Here is a 22,484-nt window from a genome sequence, read left to right on the forward strand (position 1 = left end):
CCCGAGTTCTGTTCGACGGGCCGAGATTTCTCGGAAATCCCATGGCGGCAGGAGATTTAGTGATGATGCGCAAGCAACTGCTCACTATCAAGGCGCTCGCCGAGCGCGAGGGGGCGCCGCGGGCTCGTCGCAGACGGGTGGCAGACGAGGATTCACGGCTTTTCGGCGGCCACTACGACTATGCGGACTCGTTCGAGGTCGACGTGCCCGAGGCCGACGCGCGCACACCGGAGCAGGCGTTCCGGGCGGCCCTCGCGCGAGGCCCGTCGGTCGCGCGGTACGTGCCCGTCGTCCCGGTCGTGCATCAACACATCCTCCGATTCCGGCTCGGCCCCCTCGACTCTGCGGATCATCTCTTCGGCTGGCAGGTGGTGACTTCCACTCCAACGGTGCTTCGCCTCGAGGCGGCCGGGCCGCTGCTGCGGGGGACCATCGTTGGGCGCAAGACTGATTCGTCGACTCTGGCATTCACGACGTTCGTCGACTACGTGCGGCCCGTCCCCGCGCGGGTCATCTGGACGCTCGTCAGCCCGCTGCACCGCCTCATCGCGCCGCACCTACTGGAGTGGGCCGCAGCACCTCAGGAGGTCAGCAGTGTGCGGACCTGATCGCTGAGCGCAACCCCGAGGTCATGGTTGTTCTCTGCGGTCAGATGCAGCCCGTCGACTCCGTCGGTGGTGATCACCGAACCCGCGTCGAAGAAGGGCACCTTCGCGAACCCGGCGAGCGCGCTGTACACCTCGGACAACTCGGCGGTTTTCTGGTGTGCGCCTTCGAAAATCAGAGCGAACCACGGGTCCGGCATGAGTGCCGTCGTCGGCGGCGAGACCACGAGCACTTTTGGTGCCGGATACACGGTGCCCACTCCGCCAGCGCTGGTGAGCACCTGTGTGAGGAGAACGCCCATCCCGAGACCGATGTCGAGCGACGTGCGTCGGAAGTACACCTTCGTGTCGTTGGTGCCGAGCAGCAGGATCACCAAATCCAGAGGCAGGTGGGTGGCCAGGCAGCCGGGCAGGTAGGCGGCCCCGTTGAGGCGCGGGTCGGTGGGGTCGTCGACGTTGGTGGTGCGGGCCGAGAGCCCCTCCTCGATGACCTCGTACTCGTCGCCCAGGCGGTCGGCCATCACTCCGGTCCACCGCACGTCGCGTGGGTAGCGCTGCGTGGGCATGCCGTCGGCGACCGGGATCCAGCCCCACGTCAGTGAATCGCCGAAGCACAGAACGCGTTTGCGTGGCATGGCCCTCCCGTCGCCGAACGTCGATTACCCGTCGAGATTTTGCGTAAAAATCGACGGGTAATCGACGTTCGCGCGTGTTCGGGAAGGACGTTACTTCAACTCGGCCGACGACAGGCCCAGAAGCCGGCGTGCCACCACCAGCTGCTGGATCTGCTGGGTGCCCTCGAAGATGTCGGTGATCTTGGAATCGCGGGCCCACTTCTCCAGCAGGGTCTGCTCGGAATACCCTATGGTGCCACACATTTCGACGGCCTTGAGGGTGATGTCGGTGGCCACTCGCGCCGCCTTGGCCTTGCCCATCGACGCTTCCTTGCTGTTCGGGATGTTGTTGTCGGCCTGCCACGCCGAGCGCACCGTCAGCAGGTAGCCCGCCTCCCAGTCGGCCTCCATCCGCAGGAATTCCGCGGCCGCGGCGCTCTGGGCGTGCGAGGGCTTGTCGTAGGAGATCTCGACGCCGGCCTCGGTGAGGACCTTGCGCAGCTCCTCCAACGCGGCCCGCGCCACACCGACGGCCATCGCCGCCACGATCGGCCGGGTGTTGTCGAACGTCTCCATGACGCCCGCAAACCCCTTCTCCACCTGGATGTCTGGGTTGCCGAGCAGAAAGTCCTTCGGGATGCGGGCGTTGTCGAAGCGGATCACCGCGCTGTCGGACGCCTTGATGCCGAGCTTGTGCTCAAGCCGCTCCACCGTCACCCCGGGATGCTCGCGCGGCACGACGAAGGACTTGATCGCTGCGCGACCCTTGGAATTGTCGAGCGTCGCCCACACCACGATGTGGCTTGCCCGTCCGCCTGCGGTGACGAAGATCTTCTCGCCGTTGATGATGTATTCGTCCCCGTCGAGCCGCGCTGTCGTCGTCACCGCGGCCGAGTCGGATCCGAATCCCGGCTCGGTGATCGCCATCGCCGCCCACACCTTGCCGAGCCGCTTCAGCTGCTCGTCGGTGGCCACGCCCGAAATCGCGGCATTACCCAAACCCTGGTAGGGCACGGACAACAGCAACGCGATATCGCCCCAGCTGATTTCGAGCGCATTCACCAGCGCCGACATGTTGGCGCCGTTCTGGTTCTCCTTATTGCCCTCGCCTTCGCGGAACGCATCGGTCCCGGCGAACGCCACGGTGTTGGCCTCGGTGACGCCCTCGAAAAGGTCTGCGAGAGTATCGAGTTCGACGGGATAGGCGTGCTCGGCCAGGTCGTACTTGCGCGAGATCGGCCGCAGCATTTCGGCCGCGCCCTCGTGCGCCATCTCGATCACTGCCTGCAGCTTGCGAGGCATTTCCAAGTTGATTGCCATGACTGAACTTTCAGTTCGATGAGGAATGACTACTCGTTCTAAATAACTACAACGCCCTCGGCGACGCCGAGCACGCGAAGATCGCGGTACCAGCGCTCGACGGGGTGTTCCTTGGTGTAGCCGTGCCCGCCCAGCAACTGCACGCCGTCCAGCCCGATCTGCATTCCCTTGTCGGTGCCCAGCCGTTTGGCCAGGGCGGCCTCCCGCGCGAACGACAGGCCCTGCTCGGCCCGCGCGGCGCCGCGCCAGGTGATCAGCCGCAAGCCGTCGAGCTCGATCGCGATGTTGGCGCACATGAACGCAACGGACTGTCGATGTGCGATCGGCTCCCCGAACGCGTGCCGCTCCTTGACGTAGGGAACCACGTAGTCCAGCACGGCATGGGATGTACCGACCGCCAACGCCGCCCAGCCCAGGCGCGACAGCGCGATGGCGTCGGAGTAGTCGGCGTCGGTGGCCTCGTCCTCACCCAGCCGCGCGCCCAGCGGCACGCAGACGTTGTCCAGTTCGACCTGTCCAAGCGCCGCGGCGCGGATGCCCATGCTCGGGTCGGCCTTGACCGACAGACCCTGTGCCGACGACTCGACGATGAAAAGTGCTGGCTTGCCGTTCAATTGAGCCCCGATGATGAACAGCTCGGCGTCCGCGGCCGCTGGCACGAGTGACTTCACCCCGGTGAGGCGGTAGCCGCTGGGCGTGCGTACGGCGGTGGTCTTCAGGGTCATCGGGTCGAACAGCGGTTGTGGCTCGGCAATCGCCACGCACGCCTGCGGCACGTTCTCGCCGGCGAACTCGGGCAGGTACGTCGCCTGCTGTGTGGCGCTGCCCCAGTTGGTGATCGCCGACGCGACGCCGCCAGGGGCGAGGATCGGAAGCGCCAGACCCATGTCGCCGTAGGCAAGTGCCTCTGCCACCAACGCGTTCGTGACGGTGTTGCGGTGCGCCGCGATTCCGTCGAAATCCTCGGGAATGTTGATCGCGGTGATGCCCAGCTCGGCGGCCTTGGCGATCAGATCCTTCGGGTAGGCGGCGGCGTCGTCGGCGTCGCGCGCAGCCGGCCGCAAGATCTCGGCGGCGAAGTCGTCGACCGTGTCGACGATCATCTTCTGCTCGTCGTCGGGGGTCAGGTCGAAGTAATCGCTGCCGCTGGTCTTCAGCCGCGTCGGTCCGCCGCGCAGGTCCTGCACGCGCTTGAACTGCCGGTTGCCGGCGCCGACGACCGAGAACGTCTGCTTGATCCCGTACCGCAGGGCACGGTTCAGGGGGTCACGCAGGCGGTGGCGGTCGAGGAATTCCTGGCCCACGATCGGGGTGATCAGCGCCAGCCCGATGGCCGTCGGAGTGCGCTTGTGCCTTTGCAGGCCGACAGCGCTTTCGCGGCCGGCCTTTTTGGCACGTCGTTTGCGGCGCGCGGAGCGCGGTTCAGTCATGTCTGCGGCCTCATTGTCAGTGGCAGTGCCGGGTAAACCGTACCTTACTCTGGAGTAAGGTCCGCTAGGCTAGGGCGCGCAATACCGCGTCGTGCAGCAGGCCGTTGGTTGCCACCGCGCTGCCGCCGTGCGGGCCGGGCGCGCCGTCGAGGCCGGTGAACGCACCGCCGGCCTCGCGGACCAGGAGGTCCAGCGGGGCCAGGTCCCACAGCGAGACCTCGGGCTCGGCCGCGATGTCCACCGCGCCCTCGGCCAGCAGGCAATACGACCAGAAGTCGCCGTAGGCGCGGTCACGCCACACCGCGTCGGTCAGCGCGATGAACTTGTCACGCCTGGGGCCCCATCCCGAGAGGCTGGAGAACGACAGGCTCGCCGCCGACACGTCGGAAACCGCCGAGACCGCAAGTCGCCGCGGCGACGAGCCCGCGACCGCCCCGTAGGCACCGTGCCCGGACGCCGCCCACCACCGCCGGCTCAGCGCTGGTGCGCTGACGATCCCGGTGACCGGCACTCCGTCGTCGAGCAGCGCGATCAGCGTGGCCCACACGGGCACGCCGCGGACGAAGTTCTTTGTGCCGTCGATCGGGTCGATAACCCACTGCCGGCCCGCGAATTCCGTTGTGCCACCATATTCTTCGCCCATGATGGCATCGCTTGGCCGTTCGCGGGACAACACCTCACGCAGCGCGGCTTCGACGGATCGGTCCGCGTCGGTCACGGGCGTGAGATCAGGCTTGGTGTCGACGCGCAGATCGACGGCGCCGAACCGAGCTGTGGTCAGGGCGTCGGCGCGGTCGGCCAACGCAAGCGCGAGCGCGAGGTCGTCGGGCCGGTCGCTCATGGGTGCAGTCCTACCATGAGGGTGTGTGGGAGATCCTATGGCTTGTCCTGATCATCGGCGCGATCGTGCTCGTTGCAGGCCCGTGGCTGATGCGGCGACGGCAGCCGGCAGGTGCGTTGCAGGGCACACTGCTGATCACCGGTGTGAGTCCGCGCCCCGATGCCACCGGCGAGCAGTTCGTCACAGTGACAGGGGTGATCAACGGCCCGAGCGTCAGCGAGCACGTGGTGTACCAACGGTGGGCCGTCGACGTCGAAAACTGGCCCAGCATGGGTGATCTCATCCCGGTGGTTTACTCGCCGAAGAACCCCGACAACTGGCGCGTCGCGCCTGAAGAGCCGCCCGCCTAGTAATGCGGCGTGTACGGATCGTAGGGCTGATATGGCGCATACGGTGCGGGCGCTGGAGTCTGGGCGGCGGGCACCTGGACCGGTATCGGGACCGGCACGAACGGCACGGTGATGTACGACGTCGTCATCGGATTCGTGGTTGACGTCGGGGTCGTTTCAGTCGTCGTCGTTGTGGTCGGGGTGGGTGTTGTGGTGGTCGTCGTCGACGTGGTGGTCGACGTGGTCGTGGTCGTCGTCGGGGTGGTGGCCTTTGGCGGGCTCGGGGTGATCAGCTTCGTGATCGTCTGCGTCATGGGCGGTGTTGGTGGCGGCGAGGGTGGCGGCGGCGGGGGAGGAGGGGCCGGTGGCGGGGTGCTGGGTTCGATCACCGCGGGCGCGACCGACGTCGGCGGCGCGACGGGGATTGCACTGGCCGGCGGCGGCGGGGCTGCCGTGACAGACGGGGTGGTCGCCGGTATGCGCCGTTCGTTACCGGTCAGCGTGAAGGCCAGCGCGCCGACGGTGACGAGGGGTATCAGGGCCGCGAACCCCACCAGCGCCAGCGGGCGGCGATGCCGGCGCGGCTTCGGCTTCTCGATCACGGGACCAGTCGCGGGCAGGAACTGCACCGCCGGGCGGGCGCCGAGGCCCTCTGTGGTGTAGTCCTCGCCGGTGTAGGGCACGAGATCGTCATCGGTGTCGGCGTCTTCCGACCACGCCAGCGCCCGGAACGTCGATGACCCAGCGTCGTCGACGGGTATCACGACGGCGTCGGTCGCCGATGACGCGACCGCAACCGACACCCCCGTGGCTGCATCTGGGTTCGGGCCGCGTGCGCTCATCAACGCGGCACCAATGGCCGCGTTGAGCTCTGGCCGGGGCGTCGACACCACCGGCACGCGGAATTCCTCCGAGAGTCGTTGGGTGATCACCGGAATGCTTGCCCCACCGCCCACGGTGGCGATGGCAGCGAGGCCAATATCGTTGCGTCCCAATACTTCCTGAACCGAGGAAAGCAAAAGTGTCAACGGGCCTGCGATTTGGTCTTCCAGCTCCGAGCGGGTCAGCTGAATCTGGCTGCGGTGGCCGGGAAGTTCGACGACGACCTCGGTCGTCGACTCAGCCGACAACGCTTCCTTGGCGCGCCGGCACTCGTCGCGCAGAAGTCGAAGCGCGCCGACGGCCGCGGTGGACAACGGGTCGAATCCGGTTGCGCCCGTGAGGCCGTTCACGACGTAGGTCAACAGGAATTGGTCGATGGCCTCGCCTGAGAAGTCGGTCAAGCGCACGGTCTCGTCGACGACGGCGAAGCCGGCCGCCGCGTCGGCCAGCGTGAGGCTTGTGCCACTGGCGCCGAAATCGAGAAGCGCGACGACGCCGTCCGACGGCAGGCCGGGGTCGGTTGCCAGCGCGGTCAGCGCTGCGGTCGCGTCGTTGACCAGTGGTGCGGCAACGCCGTTGGGCGCCAGGGTGGGATGGGATTCCATCGCCACTTGAAGCGCCGCCAACGCGCCGATGTTCCAGTGTGCGGGGTGGGCGATGGCGATATCCGATGCCGCACCCCCGGCGCCGACCATCGCGGCCAATGCGTCGGCCATCAACGTGTCCGCGCGATGTCGTGAGCCGTCGGAGGCGACCAGCGGAATCGGGTCGCCGACTCGCTCCACGAACCCGGTGATCGTGACGGCGCCCGCGTCGGGAGCCTGCGCACCGATTTCCGGCGCAGCGTCGTGGCGCAACGTCAGCGTCGCGCATCGTGTCCACGGCGGGCTTCCGACTCGCGCCGCGACCACGTTGGCCGTTCCGATCGACAACCCCAGCGGGCCGCTCATAGTGCACCTTGAGTCGACGACAGTCTTAGGCGGACACGATAACCGGCGATCGTGCTCAGAAGCCGCCGACACCCCGCCGCGAAACCTTAAGTGATGATGGCAATCCGCTGCGTGACTTAACGGGGCCCGGCCGTGGGGACGAGTAACTCGAGTATCTCCGAACTGGAGACCGGCCGGCAGAAGTGAAAGCCCTGGGCCATGTCACAGCCGTATTCGCGCAACCGGTCTGCGGTTTGGGAGTTTTCGACACCCTCGGCAACAGCGGCCACTCCGAGATCGTGAGCGAGATCGATGACCGCACGGACGATCGCCGCGGAGCGCGTGTCGGTCAATATGGATGCGGTGAAGTCATGATCCAACTTCACTTCGTCGATTGGCAGTTCGCGCAAGTTGCGCAATGCCGAATAGCCACTACCGAAGTCGTCGAGGGAGATCCGCACACCCGCCTCCCGCAGGGTGAGCAGGACGGTGCGTGCCCGCATCATGTCGTCGACCAACAGATCCTCGGTGATCTCTACGATCAATGCTTCGGGCTGCAGATCGCGCGCGGCCAGCGCATTCAGGATCCGGTCGGGCAGTCGCGCGTCACCAAGCGATGCGGCAAAGAGGTTGACCGCCACGGGTATTCTCCCGCCGTCGCGGTACCAGTTCAGCGCGTCGTCGAGCGCCATCTCGATGACGTGTTCGGTGACCGCGTGCATCAAGCCGTGTTGGCGCACCAGCGGGAGGAATTCCTCCGGGCCGAGGATGCCGCGATCGGGATTGGGCCAGCGCACAAGCGCTTCGACGCCGACGACCTCGAGCGTGACCAGATCGAACTTCGGCTGGTACACCGTGACGAGATCAGAATGTCCGATGGCGCGCCGCAATTCGCCGAGCAGCCGTACCGCCTCTGCCCCGTCGTGCAGCAATCTCGGATTGGACCCGTGGTTGCGGTGCGGCTCATCGAAGTCGGCCAAGTCCATGCCTGTGCCGAACGTCTGCAGTCCGCCGGTACGCAGCCGCTTCGCCGAATACATTGCCACGTCAGCTCTTTTCACCAGCACATCGCCGGCGATGGTGCGGTCGTCGTGGGAGGTGACGGCGAGCCCGACGCTCGGTTGCAGCAGAAGGTCTTGCCCGTCGATGTCGAACGGTACGGCGAACGCGTCGACAACCCGGCGCGCTACCGCATGCGCGTCATCGGCCGGGTCTTGGATCAGGACAACGAATTCGTCGCCGCCCAGGCGAGCAACCGTGTCGCCGTCGCGCACGCAGCCCTTGAGGCGCTCTGCCATCGATTTCAGCAACGCGTCTCCGGCGGAATGCCCCATGCTGTCGTTGACAACTTTGAAATCGTCGACGTCCAACGACAACACGGCGAGCGGGCGCTTGTGGGCGTGATAACGCGAAACGGCCTGCGCCAACTCGCTATCGAACAGGTCACGGTTCGCGAGCCCGGTCAAAGGGTCGCGCATCGCCCGGTCGGCGACGATTCCGAGCAGCCTCCGATTGTCGGTAACCACCACGAATTGGCGTGCCAGCACGACGATTACCAACGCCATGCCGATACCGAGCACCGGGCCCGATTGCACATGTTCGCGGTGCATGCCGGCGACGATGATGCCGGCGAGGATCAGCGGCACGTAGGGCAGCCACATCGACATCGACGCAGGCAACGACGCCCGACTTGGGGGTGTCTGTGTGGGTCGGCAGCCGACGAACGCCCCGAGGCCCAACGTGAGGATCCCGACCGCCCAGCCGGCCGCGACGAACCGCGCGCCTTCGGATGCGTGGTTGAAGGTCACGTGGACGAACAAGATGTCGGACACCGCCATTACCGCAAGGCCGGCGGCGAGCAAGACCAGCACCAAACGCTGGCCGGTGCGGGCGCGGCTCACTACCAGGACGGCCACCGTGATCGTCACCATGTCGGCAACAGTCGCCATCAGTGTCAGCGTCAGCGCCGACCGCGGTGCCGCACTGCTGTGGTACATCCGCTCCAGGACCACCACCCAGGCGATCAGGAAAAGCGAGCCCTCGACGATCAGTCCGTCGAGCAGGAATCGCCACTGCGATTGGCCGGCGTAGCCGACAGGGAAGGTGATGAGCGCGAGGCATCCCGCGATCGGCAGAGCGAAGGCCAGCACCCCGAGAGCCAGGTGGGGAACCTGGGGCAAGCCGAGGACCACGGTGTAGTAGGTCCAGACTGCGACCGCGGTGACCCAGCCGCCGATTCCCACCGCCAGGTAGGCCCAGGCCCGTCGCTGTCGGCCCTGCGAGCGTCTTGACGCCGCGATCGCGCAGCCGAGAGCAAAGCAACCGAACCCCAACAAGGTCAAATCGTTGACGGCGCGAATCGTCTGCGGATCGCCCCACCCGCCGATCCGGAATGTCGCGAAGATCGCGGCTGCAACGCACACGACTACGGGCAGCGCACCGGCCACAGGCCGCTTCACCCGTGACATCTCATGCGACTCCGAATCCGACTCAGACGACGGCCATGCAGGTCGTGAAATGCAAGCGATTGCCAGAGCGCTCTAGCAACCACCGAACGTACCTGAAAGCCTAGGGTTGTGCCAACTATTCGGTGTTTGCTGTGAGGCCGATGCCGAGGTTTTTACCGCGAGAATTCGGCTCGACCGCGTTGCCACCGTCGGTGTCAGCGAAATGGCGGCCGGGCAGGCGTCGCGCTAGCCGTGTCCGATGCGCAACAGGTCGGCGAGCTTTGCAAGCTTCACCCTCGGGCGGCCGTGCGGTTCGCCCGTGGTGCGCTCGTGGCGGTCGATCAGCTGCCAATGCTCGTCGGTCACCAGCTTCGGCTGCCGCTCGAGAAACCACTCCAGAAGCGTGTCGGAGTGCCCTTCGTCGAACTCGGTGTGAGTCCCGGCGGCCAGGTCGGCGGCCAGGGTGTCGACGGTGTGTTGCGAGTCGCTCTTGTTGCTTCCGATCACTCCCGACGGGCCGCGTTTGATCCAGCCGACGACGTACTCGTTGCGGCTGCCCTCGATACGGCCTTCGGTGTGCGGGATCGTGTTCGTGCGCTCGTCGAAGGGCAGCCCCGGCGTCGGCACGCCCTGGTAGCCGACGGCGCGTACCACCAGCTGCGCAGGAACAATCTCCCGTTCGCCGGTGTCTTTGGCGACCACGCGACCGTTCTCGTCGGCGATGAGTTCGTTGCGGCCGAGGACCACCTGCTCCACCCGGCCGTCGCCGCGGATTTCGATCGGCGAGGTGGCGAACTTGAAGACGATCCGGCGGTTGCCGGGCCGCGGCTTGGTCTTCGAGAACCCGCGCAGCACTTTGATGTTGTTGCGGACGGTCTTGCCGGCGGCGTCGGCCTGTTCGTCGGTGATGTCGGCCATGTCGGCGGGATCGACGATCACGTCGACGCCCTCGAGGCCCTTCAGGTCGCCCAGTTCACGCAGTTCCAGGGTCGTGAAAGTGGCCTGCAGCGGCCCGCGGCGCCCGATGATCACCACTTCCTCGACGCCGCGCGGGTCGAGGAGATCCAGTGCGTGGTCGGCGATGTCGGTGGTGCGCAGCTCGTCGGGATCGGTGACGAGAATGCGCGCGACGTCCAGCGCGACGTTGCCGTTGCCGACGACGATCGCGCGCTCGCCCGTCAGGTCCGGCGATATGTCCACGTACTGCGGGTGGGCGTTGTACCAGCCGACGAGCTCGGTGGCCGCCACGCTGCCCGCCAGGTCCTCGCCGGGAATACGCAACGGCTTGTCCGACTGCGCGCCGACGGCGTAGATCACCGCGTTGTAGCGCTCGGCCAGCTCATCAGCATGCACGTGCTCGCCGACCGCGATGTTGCCGAAGAACCGGAACTGCGGATGCGCGGCGGTCTTCTCGAACTGGGCGCTGATCGACTTGATCTTCGGGTGATCGGGGGCGACCCCTGAGCGCACCAATCCCCACGGCGTGGGAAGCATCTCGAGCATGTCGACGTGCACGTCCATCGGCTCGTCGGCCTCGGCCAGCTTCAGCAGCGATGCCGCTGCGAAGTAGCCCGACGGTCCCGAACCGACGATCGCCACGTAATAAGGACGCATCTTTGAGCCTCCCCCGGTTGCCCGGCCGCGCGATGGGGCTCTCGCTGGGCCGAGACGTTTCGGCTCCGATGGTAGACGGAGGCTACCCTTGTGCTCCGTGGATCCCGACCGTCAAGCCGACATCGCAGCGCTGGACTCGACACTGACCAGCGTCGAGGGCGTGCTCGACCTCGACGGATTGCGGGCCCGGATCTCCAAGCTCGAGCACCAGGCCGCCGATCCCAACCTCTGGGACGACCAGACGCGCGCGCAGAAGGTCACCAGCTCGCTGTCGCACGCCCAGGGCGAGCTCCGCCGGGTCGAGGACCTGCGACGCCGGCTCGATGACCTGCCGGTGATGTACGAGCTGGCCGCCGAAGAGGACGGAAGCGAAGGTGCCGATGCGCTAGTGGAGGCCGACGCCGAGCTGAAGTCCCTGCAGGCGGACATCGAGGCGATGGAAGTTCGCACACTGCTGTCCGGCGAGTACGACGAACGTGAGGCGCTCGTCACGATCCGCTCCGGCGCCGGCGGCGTGGATGCCGCCGACTGGGCGGAGATGCTGATGCGGATGTATGTGCGTTGGGCCGAGCAGCACAAGTATCCGGTCGAGATGTTCGACACGTCCTATGCCGAGGAGGCGGGCATCAAGAGCGCGACGTTCGCCGTGCACGCGCCGTACGCGTACGGGACGTTATCGGTGGAGCAGGGCACCCACCGGCTGGTGCGGATCAGCCCTTTCGACAACCAGAGCCGCCGCCAGACGTCCTTCGCGGAAGTCGAGGTGCTGCCTGTGGTGGACACCACAGATCACATTGACGTTCCGGAAAGCGATGTGCGCGTTGACGTGTACCGATCCAGCGGCCCCGGTGGCCAATCGGTGAACACGACGGACTCGGCGGTTCGACTCACGCACATCCCAACCGGTATCGTCGTCACTTGCCAGAACGAGAAGTCGCAATTGCAGAACAAAGTTTCGGCGACGCGGGTGCTTCAGGCAAAGTTATTGGAACGCAAGCGATTAGAAGAACGTGCCGAGCTGGATGCGCTGAAGGGCGACGGCGGCAGTTCGTGGGGCAATCAGATGCGCTCCTACGTGCTGCAGCCGTACCAGATGGTCAAGGACCTGCGCACCGAATACGAAGTCGGAAACCCGGCTGCGGTACTGGACGGAGACATCGACGGGTTCCTCGAAGCGGGAATCCGGTGGCGTAACAGAAAAGATGACGACTAACACCGACGCCTTTGGCGTCAATATGACCAGGGTCCTGGCTTTATCTCTGTCGGACCAGTGGCACACATTCTGGCGCGGCCAGATCGGCGAGTGGATCATCACCCGTGGGCTGCGGATCACGATGTGGGTGATCGCTGCGCTGATTCTCACCCGGTTCATCAACTGGACGGCTCAACGGATCACCCGCCGACTCGACGAAGGCTTCCAGGAGAGCGACGCCCTCGTCCGCTCAGAGGCCACCAAGCACCGCCAGGCCGTCGCGTCGGTGATCTCGTGGGTGTCGATCGCGATCCTGTACGTGATCGTGGTGGTGGAAATCACCGACATCCTCAACGTGCCGGTCGCGTCGCTGGTGGCTCCTGCCGCGGTGTTGGGCGCCGCGCTCGGTTTCGGCGCGCAGCGGATTGTGCAGGACCTGCTCAGCGGCTTCTTCATTATCACCGAGCGCCAGTACGGGTTCGGCGACTTGGTCTCGCTGACGGTCGCCGGGATAGCCGCGCCGGCCGAAGGCGCTGTCGAAGAAGTCACCTTGCGAGTCACCAAGCTCCGGTCCAGTGATGGCGAAGTGTTCACGATCCCCAATGGACAGATCGTGAAAACGGTGAATCTGTCGAAAGATTGGGCCAGGGCCGTCGTCGACATCCCGGTTCCGGTGAGCGCCGATCTGAACGCCGTCAACGAGGTGCTGCACGAGGTGTGTGAGAAGGCGACCGAGGACCGGCAACTCAAGGACCTGCTGCTCGACTCGCCGTCACTGATGGGCGTGGAGAGTATTGAGACCGAGCGCGTGACCCTACGCATGGTCGCGCGGACGCTGCCGGGCAAGCAGTTCGAGGTCGGCCGGCGGCTGCGTGTGCTCGTGGTCCGGGCTCTCGGCCACGCAGGCATCGCCGCATTTACGGAGTCGACGCCGATGGTGGCCGCGATCGCGTCCCCGGCGGAGACGTCTGCGGCGAAGGAAACCGGTGAGGGCGGCTCCGCGTGATCAAGGAAGACCGTGGCTGGCCCCGGTATCTGTTCGGTGGCCGGTTCCGTACCTCGACCGTGGGGCTGATCGTGGCTTTCGTCCTGTGTTTCTGGCTGTACCAGCAGTACAAGCCGCCAGCACCTCCGACGCCCGAGCCGGTTTCCAATATCGCGCCGCCGGACTACACGTGGGTGCCGCGCACAAACGTGCAGGAACCGCGCCGCACGCCCACCACGACGCCGACCACCACGACCACCCCACCGACGGAGACGACATCGCCGACGGACACCAGCGCCCCGACGCCCAGCGGAACTCCGACGAGCGGAACTTCGACGAGCGCACCCACCTCGCCGACGACCACGACGCCCGCGCCGCCGGGCGTGCCGCCGTCGGCCGTCCCGGGCCCCGGCCCAACAGTGCCGCCGTCGCGCTGACCGTGACCCTGTCGAGCCCCCGCTACACTGGCGTGCCGTGATGATCAGCCTGGACAGGGTCAGCAAGCAGTACAAGTCGTCGACTCGGCCTGCGCTCGACAACATCAGCGTGAGGATCGAAAAGGGTGAGTTCGTCTTCCTGATCGGGCCTTCAGGTTCGGGGAAGTCGACGTTCATGCGGCTGCTGCTCGCCGAGGAGAAACCCACCATGGGCGAGATCCAGGTGTCCAAGTTCCACGTCAACCGCATCCACGGCCGAAACGTCCCGCACCTGCGTCAGGTGATCGGCTGCGTGTTCCAGGATTTCCGGCTGCTCCAGCAGAAGACCGTGTTCGAAAACGTCGCGTTCGCCCTCGAAGTGATCGGCAAGCGGACCGAGGTGATCAAGCGGGTGGTGCCCGAAGTCCTCGAGATGGTGGGGCTGCTCGGCAAGGCCAACCGGCTGCCGCATGAACTCTCCGGTGGCGAGCAGCAGCGCGTCGCGATGGCACGGGCGTTCGTGAACCGGCCGCTGGTGCTGCTGGCCGACGAGCCCACCGGGAACCTCGACCCGGAGACCAGTAAGGACATTGTCGATCTGCTTGAACGGATCAACCGGACCGGAACCACGGTCGTGATGGCCACACACGACCACCACATCGTCGACGCGATGCGCCAGCGGGTCGTCGAACTCGACATGGGAAAGCTGGTGCGCGACGAGATGCGCGGCGTGTACGGGATGGACCGCTAAGTGCGCTGGCAATTCCTGCTTAACGAGATCTGGACTGGGTTTCGTCGCAACGTGACGATGACGGTCGCGATGATCCTGACGACCGCGATTTCGATCGGGCTGTTCGGCGGCGCGCTTCTGGTGTGGCGGCTGGCCGATCAGTCAAGCAAGATCTACCTCAGCAGGGTGGAAACCCAGGTTTTCATGGATGCTGATGTGTCCCAACGTGATCCGGATTGCCAGCAGAATCCGTGCCGGGCACTGCGGGAACTGCTCGAGAAAAAGAGCTCCTCCGAGGTCGAGCACGTCGTCTATCTCAACCCCGACAAGGCATACGACGACGCGATCAGCAGGGTCCCGTCGTTCAAGGATTTCGCGAGCAGATCAGCGTTTCCCGCGTCGTTCAAAGTGAGGCTGACGAATCCGGAGAACCCCGACGGATTCACCAAAGAGATGCTGGCTCAGCCCGGGGTAAAAGGCGTACTCAACCAGAAGGACCTCATCGACAAATTGTTCTCGCTGCTGTACGGAGTCCGCGACGCGGTGTTTGCGGTCGCTCTGGTTCAGGCGGTCGGCGCAATCTTGTTGATAGCCAACATGGTTCAGGTATCGGCCTTCAATCGGCGAACCGAGATCGGGATCATGCGGCTCGTCGGCGCGAGTCGCTGGTACACGCAGCTGCCATTCCTGCTGGAGGCGATGCTCGCGGCGTTGATCGGTGTGATCATCGCCGTCGTGGGCCTGCTGTTCGTCAGGGCATTCTTCCTTGAGAGTGCATTGAAGCGGTTCTACGACGTGCCGCCACCCAACCCGCCGCTGATTGCGCGCGTCGACTATCTGGACGTGCTGTACATCACGCCCTTTCTACTGCTCAGCGTGGTTATTGCGGGCGTCGCGGCGTATGCGACGCTGCGGATTTACGTGCGGCGCTAGCCGTGAGCAAGAAGAGCCCGGCCTCCAAGGGGCCGCCCAGACAGGTCGTCGCTACGAATCGTAAAGCGCGCCATGACTATTCAATACTCGACGTGTTCGAAGCCGGCGTGGTGCTGGAGGGCACCGAGGTCAAGAGCCTGCGCGAAGGCAAGGCGTCGCTGGTCGACGCGTTCGCGACCGTCGACGACGGCGAAGTGTGGCTGCGCAACGTCCACATTCCCGAATACCTCGCGGGCAGCTGGACCAACCACGCTCCGCGGCGGACCCGCAAACTGCTGCTGCACCGCCGCGAGATCGACGGGCTGATCGGCAAGATCCGCGACGGCAACCTGACGCTGGTGCCGCTGTCGTTGTATTTCACCGAAGGAAAGGTCAAGGTCGAGCTCGCGTTGGCCCGTGGCAAGCAGGCGCACGACAAGCGCCAGGACATGGCGCGTCGCGACGCCCAGCGTGAAGTCACCCGCGAGCTCGGCCGCCGTGCGAAGGGCATGACCTAGCCTCGGAGTTTGCTGTCTTTTGTGCCGGTGGGCGCCATTGGCGGTGGGCTAATTGGGCAGGTTGGGGCATCATGGCAGTTTGACGATCGCCAGGCAGCCCTACGGGAAGGAGTCGCGTGTCGGCAAATGCCTACCGGCTGCGGGTCGGACTGTTTGCCGCAGCCACCGTGCTGGTGTCAGTCAACGCGCTGGCCCTATGGGGGCAGGGCGTCGCGCGCTGGGGGGAACTGGCACTGCGGTCGATCGTCGGCCTCGGAGCTCTCGTCTGCGCGGTGGTGACGGCACGGCAGGTGAGTGGCATCGCGCGTTGGTGGCGATTGCTGGTCGTCGCGGCGTTTGTGAGTTGGCTGGTCGCCGAGCTTCTGTGGTGGTCGACTGGCACCGCACTCACCGGCGGCATCGCGCCGCCCGTGGCCGTCGCAGCGTATTTCCTCCCGCCGCTGGCCTCCTTCGCCGCGATGCTGCTGCTGGTGCGCGCGAGCAGCGGTGTGACCGGACAGCCCGACGGAATGTCACGCGGTGATTCGCCCGTCATCGCGGTCCTCGATGGGTTGGTGGCCGCCATCGCGTTCGCGTTGCTCGTGCTCATCGCAGGATTCGGCGCTTTGACCGGCAACTCCCTGCCACGATCGGGAAGCGCCGCCGTCGTGATCGCCTATGCCGCCTTGGAATTGATCGTGGTCGTCGCGGCGGAACTGATGGGACTGGCCTACCGGCCGGATCGCCCGTATCGATCGACCTATCTATTGCTCGCCGGCGGCGTCGTCGTCCTCGCGTCGTCCGACAGGATGGTCGCCTATTTCCAGAATGTCGGGGTGGAACGCGGCGAGCTGTGGGGCGGGATTGGATTCGTCCTCGGGCCGCTGTTGATCGCGTACTCACTGCTTGATCTGTCGCCCCGGCAGAAGCCCGACACGGCTCGTGGCCACGACGCCATGGACTGGGCACAGCTGGTGCTGCCGTACGTCGGGTTCACCGGAATCGCGCTGTTAATGGCCTACCACGTGCTGATCGGGCAGAAGCTGACCCCGGTGGTGATCGCAGGGGCGCTGGTAGTGGTGGTGCTGATCGCGGCTCGACAGGTGGTTGCCATGCGCGCGCAGCGGCTGCTGACGCTGCGGCTGTTCGAAGCGCAGAGCCGACTGGCCCATCAGGTACACCACGACGCGCTGACCGGACTGCCCAACCGGCTGTTGTTCGCCCAGCGGCTCGACGAGGCAATTCACGAGGGCCCGTTCGTGTTGATCTTCGTCGATCTCGACGACTTCAAAGACGTGAACGATCGGTTCGGGCACGCCGCAGGCGACGAGTTGCTTCGTGCGGTGGGGCAGCGGCTTCAGGGTTGCGTGGGGGATTCCGACACGCTGGCGCGCATCGGCGGCGACGAGTTCGCGATATTGGTCGACGGCGAACTCGAAGCGCCCGAAGTCGTCGCCGACCGCATCCGTGTGGCACTCCGCGATCCGTTCGCCATTCACGGGTCGTCGGTGCGAGTGCGGGCGAGTATGGGCCTGGTTCGTCCTGACGCGGACGAACCCACGCCGACGTCGGACGATCTGCTGAGGCGAGCCGACGTCTCGATGTACGCGGGAAAGCGGGTCGGCAAGGACACCGCCGTGGTCTATCGACCGTCGTTGGGGGTGTCCACGGATTTCGTCACCGCGCTGCGCCAGGCCGACGGTGGCATACCGCCTGGCTTCAGCCTCGTGTACCAGCCGGTCGTGCGGCTTCCGGATGAGACGCCGGTGGCGGTGGAGGCGCTGGCGAGGTGGACTGCGCCCGACGGAACCGAGATTCCCCCAGAGACTTTCGTGGCCGCCGCGGAGGCAGCGGGACTGGGGGCGACGGTCGACGGGTTGGTGCTGGATCTCGCTTGTCGGGACGTCGAAGCGGCGGGTTTGGACCTGCCCGTTCATGTGAACGTCAGCGCGGCCCGGCTGGGAAGTCTCGAGTTCGAGCAGCAGTTGCAGCACACGCTGATGCGGTGTGGCATGACGCCGAGCCAGCTCGTCATCGAGGTCACAGAGACGGTGCCGATCGTCGATCTCGCTGACGCGGCCGCGCAGATCGTCAGGCTGAGAGCAATGGGCATCACGGTTGCGCTGGACGATTTCGGCGCGGGGCACAACTCGCTGACGTACCTGCATGTGTTGCCGGTGCAAATCATCAAGCTCGACCGCAGCCTGGCGATCGCGGGCAGGCCAGGTGGACGATTGACGTTGTACCGCTCGGTGATTCGACTCTGTGCTGCCCTGGGCCTCGGGGTGATCGCCGAGGGCATTGAGTCGATCGATCAGGCCGAAACCGTGTTCGCCGCCGGATGTCGGTTGGCCCAGGGGCATTTGTTCGGGCGCCCGTCGGCGTTGGCGGACATCGACTGGTCGGCATCCGTGCGCGAGAGTCCGGTCAGGCAAACATTGTTTAGCCCCGGACCGGGCTAGCATCGTCCAATGGCCGAGCTGGACAAGCGCGCGGTACTCGAAGGGTTGTTCAAGTGCTGGGACGACCTAGAAGAGTTGCTTTCGGGGTTGTCCGATGAGCAGTGGGAAACGCAGACCGCCCTGCCCGGATGGCGGGTCCATGACGTCGTCTCCCACATGATCGGCACGGAGTCGTTCCTCATGGGGGTGCCGCCGCCGCAACCGGACTGCGACGTGTCGGCGCTGCCGCACGTGCACAACGAGATCGGCGTACTCAACGAGTGCTGGGTGAGGCACCTGCGCGACGAAGGGCACGGGGCGGTGCTCGACAAGTTCGTGTCGGTCACCGGAGAGCGGCGCAAGGTGCTGACCGACACTTCCGACGACGAGTGGAACGAGACCACCGCCACGCCGGCCGGCCCGGATACCTACGGCCGGTTCATGCGGATCCGCACCTTCGACTGCTGGATGCACGAACAGGACATCAGAGACGTGGTGGGGGTGTGGGCCAGCGATGACGTGGTGGCCGACGAGGCGGCGGAGCAGGTGTTCGACGAGATCACGTCGACGCTTGGGTACGTGGTCGGCAAGCTGGGCAAGGCGCCCGAGGGCAGCAAGGTCGCGTTCGAGTTGACGGGGCCACTGCAGCGGGCGGTGCGGGTGGCGGTGGATGGCAAGGCTCGCGTGGTCGACGAGTTCGATGGCGACCCGACGACGTCGATCCTGGTGGACGCGGTGTTGTTCACGCGTTTGCTCGGCGGGCGCACGACGGCGGCCCAGAACGTGGACGCGATCGAGATCACCGGCGATGTCGAGTTGGGGCGCCAGGTCGTCGACCGGCTGAGGTTCGTCATCTGATCTCCCGCGAGCAGACGCGGAATCGCGTTACCGCATGCGGTTTTGTGCGAGTTTGCGTCTGCTCGCGCGCGCGCCGGGATGGTTAATCGGTGGATTGTCGTTAGTGCATGGGTAAACTTGATTGTCCTGCCGAAATCCGGCAGGGGTGCGAGGGGCTGAAAGGTTTCGACTTCGCGCATCGAATCAAGGGAAGCGTGCCGGTGCAGGCAAGAGACCACCGTAAGCGTCGATGCAACCAATTAAGCGCCGATTCAAATCAGCGCGACTACGCTCTCGCTGCCTAAGCGACGGCTAGTCCGTCAGACCGGGAGTTCCCTCGGCCCGGAGCCTGACGTCAGCTAGAGGGATCAACCGGTGAGTCCGGTCGCGGGACTCATCGGGACATCTAACAGCGACTGGGATCGTCTTCCCGGCTAGTCCGTGAGACCGGGAGATCCGAGAAAGGCAAAGCGGACTGCGCACGGAGAAGCCTTGAGGACATGCCGTAGGACCCGGGTTCGATTCCCGGCAGCTCCACTCCACCAACGGCAGAGTGACGTGTTGCGCTGGGTGAGCAACGGACGTTCAGAGATGCAGCGGAGGCGCGCAACCTACGTGAGAAGGGCATCAACGCAACCGACATCGCGGGGCTGTTGAGTGTATCCCGCATCACGGTTTACCGGTACCTCGCCAGTAACGAGTCGCCTGTGTTGGCGACGGTTGAAAACCCGGCCAGTCGCGACGGGGTGGGTTCTAGTCAACGTCGCAACACTGACGGACCATTTGAGGCTAGCAAGGCAGCGAATAGGTCGGCGGGGCAACGGTCTTGGAGGACCATACGGGGACGGCGGTTGAGTTCGTTTTCAACGGCCAATAGGTGCTCTGGTGAGTGGTCGATGAGCGTGACGCCCTTGGGGAAGTAGTCGCGCAACAGTCCGTTGGTGTTCTCATTGCTGCCGCGTTGCCAGGGTGATCTGGAGTCGCAGAAGTAGACGGGGACCCCGAGTTTGTCGGTGGTGGCGAGGTGGCGCGCCATCTCGGTGCCCTGGTCCCAGGTAATCGACCGCATCAGCGCCGGTGGCAGATCCTGCATGCGAGCCACCAGAGCGGAGTGCAGGGAGTCGGAGTCACTGCGAGGCAAGTGCATCAGCCGCAACATCCGAGTCTGGCGTTCGACCAGAGTGCCGATCGCCGAGACGTGGTTGTTGCCGATGATGAGATCGCCCTCCCAGTGCCCGGCTTCAGACCGGTCGGCAGCCGGGAAGGGCCGGTCGTGGATGGTGAGCATTGGCTGCTGAAAACGCGGCCGCCGGCGCTGCTGGCACTGGTGCGCTCGGCGGTGATCCCGACCGGTGCGCAGCGGGGAACGTCGGTGCGGCGCCAACCGCGAGGGTCGCAAGAAGCGGGAATTCGGTTGGTATACAGCCTGATAGATACTCTCATGGCACAACCGCATCGACGAATCATCGGGGAAGCGGTGGCGAAGATGACGGCTGATCTGCTGCGGGCTCCACCGCTGACCAAGCAGCTCGGTGACCACGTCGCTGAGGTGATCGTTGGTGTCGACCCGGCGTCGATGGTGACGTGCTCGACGCGCGGTGGCACGCCGATGGGCATCGAAGGGCTGATATCCGCGGCCAGCTCGCGCGTTGCGCCGCAGCTCCCTCGAAATCGTCGACGGAGCTCGACCGAGCCGCGTGGCGATCGCCCGCAGGCTCAGCCCGGACTGACGCAGATCGGCGATCTCGATGCGCTCGTCCTGGGACAGGTATCGCGTGCTGATCTGGCGGACCGCTAGCCGATCCAGTGGCGGGACAAACCCGACCTCGACGCCGTTGCGGTAGGTCTTATAACCGCGCGTCCAGTTCGTCGCCGCGGACCGGGACACACCGACTTCGCGGGCCGCGGCGCGCACGCTCCACCCCCTAGCCCGCAATTCCATGAACCGCTGACGCTTGGCCGACTGCGGACGACGCCCCGGCCCCTTCTTCACACGACGCGACGATGCCAACACAACCTCCAGAACCTAGAGAAGTGTTGCGACCACGCCTAGAAACCACCCCGTCGCTTCTGGCCTAGGTTTGGACCGTCGTCAACAGCCTGCCGCCTGACGGAGCCATAGGGGTGTCCAAGTCGCGTGCCACCAGAACAGAGCACGGCGAGGCATCGTGTGCTTCGGCACTGCCAATCGCCTTTCCGCACTCGTCTCGATTCGTCGGCCTAGCCGCGCTTGGTCGCGCGGGGCACCGCGGCGTCTCGACGAGAGGCCCGCAGGCGCGGCGCACAGCTGAAGAACGCACGGGGCGCGGCGTCGAGGATTGTTTGCAGCAGGACACCTACCGGAGTTGTTCGATTGGGTGGCGCCGGAAGTACGAAGGCGGTGGCAGTCCCAGCACCGGTGGGAATCTGAATCGGCTGCCCAGGCGCACCGTAGACGCCGTCTCCGGTGCCCGCGAACATGTCGTTGATCCATCCGGCGGAAATCGTCTGTACCGCCTCGATGTTCTGTGGAAGCGAGAAGCCAGTGAACAGTTGAGCCGCCTTCTGGATCAAGACGTTTCCACTTTGCATGGCATCGATGTGCGATCCTCCAACTAGCGAAATGCCCACGAACTGGTTGGGTCGCGCCCGGACTAAATACCTACTGACGTCGCCGAGCTGGTTCCAAAAGTGCAGCGGTTCCGTGATCAGTAGCACCGGTCGGTTATTGACGCCGGTGAGTTTTGCCAGCGCCGTCGGCAGGGCGTTATTCAGCGAGACCGCGTCGAACAGCATCACGCCGGCCAGATCAGTAACCGCTCCGTTGTTGACACAGAAGCCGGCGGCGCCTGCAACGAGTCCACCGCCCATGGAATGGCCCGCGAGGACGAAGCGTTGCGGCAGCGTAACCGAGCTTCCCGCCGCCAACGTCGCACTGGCGGTAAGTGACACCCGCTCACCCACGAACAGGTCGGCCACCGCGTGTTGCAACGCCATCTCACCCAACCAGGCGGTGTCACTGGCGAAGAGGTTCGACGTCAACGACGGGGTGACAACGATGCTGTCGGTCCGCTGGGCTAGCACGGCGGCTGTGTAGCTGTACAGCGGGGCGCTGGCGAGGAAGCCGTGTTGCAGGTAGAGAAGCCGAGTCGGCGATCGTGGTTCCATCGGGAAGTACCAGTTCGCCGGCACGTCATGCCCTGGTCCGACGGGAATTTCCAACGTGGACCGACCAACGGTGACTGTGCTGCCCGGCGGAAGAGTCGGAGGTCCTTCGACAACCCTTATCACGCTGATCATGACGGTAAAGGTGATGTCGGGCCGGTGGGCTTCCCGCGCGTATGCCGATCGGATTGAATTGCTGCGAGCTGAGAGTTGTTACCTATCAACATGTTACCTACTCCTGATCGGAGCGCGGCAGCAACCTCGACGGTGGCAGAAGCATCGACTGTCGTGTCGGTAGCTGTCAGGCAGCCCCACGTTT

18 protein-coding genes, 1 other RNA gene and 3 pseudogenes are annotated in these 22,484 nt (G+C 65.4%); 13 read left to right on the top strand and 9 right to left on the bottom strand.

The features are described from left to right. Positions 1 to 608 (top strand): annotated as a pseudogene (locus QOH60_RS21290) (hypothetical protein); the annotation flags it as partial. Here QOH60_RS21290 and QOH60_RS21295 read toward each other — a convergent pair. The 4 genes from QOH60_RS21295 to hisN all read right to left on the bottom strand — a co-directional run bounded on the left by QOH60_RS21295 (position 581) and on the right by hisN (position 4,810). Continuing rightward, on the bottom strand, positions 581 to 1,240 hold the full coding sequence (locus QOH60_RS21295) for an SGNH/GDSL hydrolase family protein (protein ID WP_526423858.1): 660 nt from the start codon (positions 1,238 to 1,240) through the stop codon (positions 581 to 583). The pseudogene QOH60_RS21290 and the gene QOH60_RS21295 overlap by 28 nt on opposite strands. Positions 1,241 to 1,330: 90 nt before the next feature. After that, positions 1,331 to 2,539: an acyl-CoA dehydrogenase family protein gene (locus QOH60_RS21300; protein WP_526423859.1), complete on the bottom strand. Its 1,209-nt coding sequence runs from the start codon at positions 2,537 to 2,539 to the stop codon at positions 1,331 to 1,333. 38 nt (positions 2,540 to 2,577) lie between these two features. Beyond that, positions 2,578 to 3,969, bottom strand: coding sequence for an acyl-CoA dehydrogenase family protein (locus QOH60_RS21305; RefSeq protein ID WP_526423860.1), 1,392 nt, complete (start codon positions 3,967 to 3,969; stop codon positions 2,578 to 2,580). Positions 3,970 to 4,033: 64 nt separating this feature from the next. Beyond that, positions 4,034 to 4,810 (bottom strand): histidinol-phosphatase, encoded by a 777-nt coding sequence (hisN, locus tag QOH60_RS21310; protein ID WP_526423861.1) that lies wholly within the window; start codon positions 4,808 to 4,810, stop codon positions 4,034 to 4,036. 23 nt (positions 4,811 to 4,833) lie between these two features. On the opposite strand from hisN, the gene QOH60_RS21315 reads away from it, so the two are divergent. Next, entirely contained in the window at positions 4,834 to 5,160 is a 327-nt protein-coding gene (locus QOH60_RS21315; protein ID WP_526423862.1) for a hypothetical protein, read from the top strand. Here QOH60_RS21315 and QOH60_RS21320 read toward each other — a convergent pair. The 3 genes from QOH60_RS21320 to QOH60_RS21330 all read right to left on the bottom strand — a co-directional run bounded on the left by QOH60_RS21320 (position 5,157) and on the right by QOH60_RS21330 (position 11,011). After that, positions 5,157 to 6,971: an Hsp70 family protein gene (locus QOH60_RS21320; RefSeq protein WP_526423863.1), complete on the bottom strand. Its 1,815-nt coding sequence runs from the start codon at positions 6,969 to 6,971 to the stop codon at positions 5,157 to 5,159. The genes QOH60_RS21315 and QOH60_RS21320 overlap by 4 nt on opposite strands. A 116-nt stretch (positions 6,972 to 7,087) precedes the next feature. Then, positions 7,088 to 9,409 (bottom strand): putative bifunctional diguanylate cyclase/phosphodiesterase, encoded by a 2,322-nt coding sequence (locus QOH60_RS21325; protein ID WP_526423864.1) that lies wholly within the window; start codon positions 9,407 to 9,409, stop codon positions 7,088 to 7,090. A 234-nt stretch (positions 9,410 to 9,643) separates the two neighbouring features. Beyond that, positions 9,644 to 11,011, bottom strand: a complete 1,368-nt coding sequence (locus QOH60_RS21330) for an FAD-dependent oxidoreductase (protein ID WP_526423865.1) — start codon at positions 11,009 to 11,011, stop codon at positions 9,644 to 9,646. 97 nt (positions 11,012 to 11,108) lie between these two features. Between QOH60_RS21330 and prfB the strand changes: the two genes are divergently transcribed. The 11 genes and pseudogenes from prfB to QOH60_RS21385 form a co-directional block, all read left to right on the top strand. Then, a complete protein-coding gene (gene prfB / locus QOH60_RS21335) occupies positions 11,109 to 12,224 on the top strand; it encodes a peptide chain release factor 2 (RefSeq protein WP_526423866.1) in 1,116 nt (371 codons plus the stop codon). Beyond that, a complete protein-coding gene (locus QOH60_RS21340) occupies positions 12,214 to 13,209 on the top strand; it encodes a mechanosensitive ion channel family protein (RefSeq protein ID WP_526423867.1) in 996 nt (331 codons plus the stop codon). The genes prfB and QOH60_RS21340 overlap by 11 nt, the downstream gene beginning before the upstream one ends. Next, a pseudogene (locus QOH60_RS21345) lies at positions 13,206 to 13,352 on the top strand (Rv3103c family proline-rich protein); the annotation flags it as partial. The gene QOH60_RS21340 and the pseudogene QOH60_RS21345, both read left to right, overlap by 4 nt. Before the next feature lie 26 nt (positions 13,353 to 13,378). Continuing rightward, the gene (locus tag QOH60_RS21350; protein ID WP_526423903.1) at positions 13,379 to 13,666 is read left to right on the top strand and encodes a hypothetical protein; all 288 of its coding nucleotides are present in this window, start codon (positions 13,379 to 13,381) and stop codon (positions 13,664 to 13,666) included. Beyond that, positions 13,666 to 14,355 (top strand): cell division ATP-binding protein FtsE, encoded by a 690-nt coding sequence (ftsE, locus tag QOH60_RS21355; protein WP_526423901.1) that lies wholly within the window; start codon positions 13,666 to 13,668, stop codon positions 14,353 to 14,355. Before QOH60_RS21350 ends, ftsE begins: the two co-directional genes overlap by 1 nt. Continuing rightward, positions 14,356 to 15,267 carry a permease-like cell division protein FtsX gene (gene ftsX, locus QOH60_RS21360; RefSeq protein WP_526423868.1) on the top strand — a complete coding sequence of 304 codons (912 nt, stop codon included), beginning with the start codon at positions 14,356 to 14,358 and terminating at the stop codon, positions 15,265 to 15,267. A 2-nt stretch (positions 15,268 to 15,269) separates the two neighbouring features. Then, complete coding sequence (gene smpB / locus QOH60_RS21365; protein ID WP_526423869.1) at positions 15,270 to 15,764, top strand: SsrA-binding protein SmpB; 495 nt, start codon at positions 15,270 to 15,272, stop codon at positions 15,762 to 15,764. Positions 15,765 to 15,880: 116 nt separating this feature from the next. Further along, positions 15,881 to 18,205, top strand: a complete 2,325-nt coding sequence (locus tag QOH60_RS21370; RefSeq protein ID WP_526423870.1) for a putative bifunctional diguanylate cyclase/phosphodiesterase — start codon at positions 15,881 to 15,883, stop codon at positions 18,203 to 18,205. Positions 18,206 to 18,214: 9 nt separating this feature from the next. After that, positions 18,215 to 19,042 carry a maleylpyruvate isomerase family mycothiol-dependent enzyme gene (locus QOH60_RS21375; protein ID WP_526423871.1) on the top strand — a complete coding sequence of 276 codons (828 nt, stop codon included), beginning with the start codon at positions 18,215 to 18,217 and terminating at the stop codon, positions 19,040 to 19,042. Positions 19,043 to 19,193: 151 nt separating this feature from the next. Beyond that, positions 19,194 to 19,561, top strand: a transfer-messenger RNA (tmRNA) gene (gene ssrA / locus QOH60_RS21380). 26 nt (positions 19,562 to 19,587) lie between these two features. Beyond that, positions 19,588 to 19,704, top strand: a pseudogene (locus tag QOH60_RS21385) (helix-turn-helix domain-containing protein); the annotation flags it as partial. A 74-nt stretch (positions 19,705 to 19,778) separates the two neighbouring features. On the opposite strand, the gene QOH60_RS21390 reads toward QOH60_RS21385, so the two are convergent. Next, positions 19,779 to 21,014: an IS30 family transposase gene (locus tag QOH60_RS21390; RefSeq protein ID WP_526423872.1), complete on the bottom strand. Its 1,236-nt coding sequence runs from the start codon at positions 21,012 to 21,014 to the stop codon at positions 19,779 to 19,781. A 227-nt stretch (positions 21,015 to 21,241) separates the two neighbouring features. Next, the gene (locus tag QOH60_RS21395; RefSeq protein ID WP_526423873.1) at positions 21,242 to 22,300 is read right to left on the bottom strand and encodes a hypothetical protein; all 1,059 of its coding nucleotides are present in this window, start codon (positions 22,298 to 22,300) and stop codon (positions 21,242 to 21,244) included. Between the last annotated feature and the right edge of the window lie 184 nt (positions 22,301 to 22,484).

This window comes from Mycobacterium sp. (assembly GCF_032159765.1).
GTDB lineage: Bacteria > Actinomycetota > Actinomycetes > Mycobacteriales > Mycobacteriaceae > Mycobacterium.

Coding starts and splice junctions, on each gene's coding strand:
- QOH60_RS21295 (WP_526423858.1), bottom strand. CDS start 1,240: ATGCCACGCAAACGCGTTCTGTGCTTCGGCGATTCACTGACGTGGGGC.
- QOH60_RS21300 (WP_526423859.1), bottom strand. CDS start 2,539: ATGGCAATCAACTTGGAAATGCCTCGCAAGCTGCAGGCAGTGATCGAG.
- QOH60_RS21305 (WP_526423860.1), bottom strand. CDS start 3,969: ATGACTGAACCGCGCTCCGCGCGCCGCAAACGACGTGCCAAAAAGGCC.
- hisN (WP_526423861.1), bottom strand. CDS start 4,810: ATGAGCGACCGGCCCGACGACCTCGCGCTCGCGCTTGCGTTGGCCGAC.
- QOH60_RS21320 (WP_526423863.1), bottom strand. CDS start 6,971: ATGAGCGGCCCGCTGGGGTTGTCGATCGGAACGGCCAACGTGGTCGCG.
- QOH60_RS21330 (WP_526423865.1), bottom strand. CDS start 11,011: ATGCGTCCTTATTACGTGGCGATCGTCGGTTCGGGACCGTCGGGCTAC.
- QOH60_RS21340 (WP_526423867.1), top strand. CDS start 12,214: ATGACGACTAACACCGACGCCTTTGGCGTCAATATGACCAGGGTCCTG.
- ftsE (WP_526423901.1), top strand. CDS start 13,666: ATGATCAGCCTGGACAGGGTCAGCAAGCAGTACAAGTCGTCGACTCGG.
- QOH60_RS21375 (WP_526423871.1), top strand. CDS start 18,215: ATGGCCGAGCTGGACAAGCGCGCGGTACTCGAAGGGTTGTTCAAGTGC.
- QOH60_RS21395 (WP_526423873.1), bottom strand. CDS start 22,300: ATGATCAGCGTGATAAGGGTTGTCGAAGGACCTCCGACTCTTCCGCCG.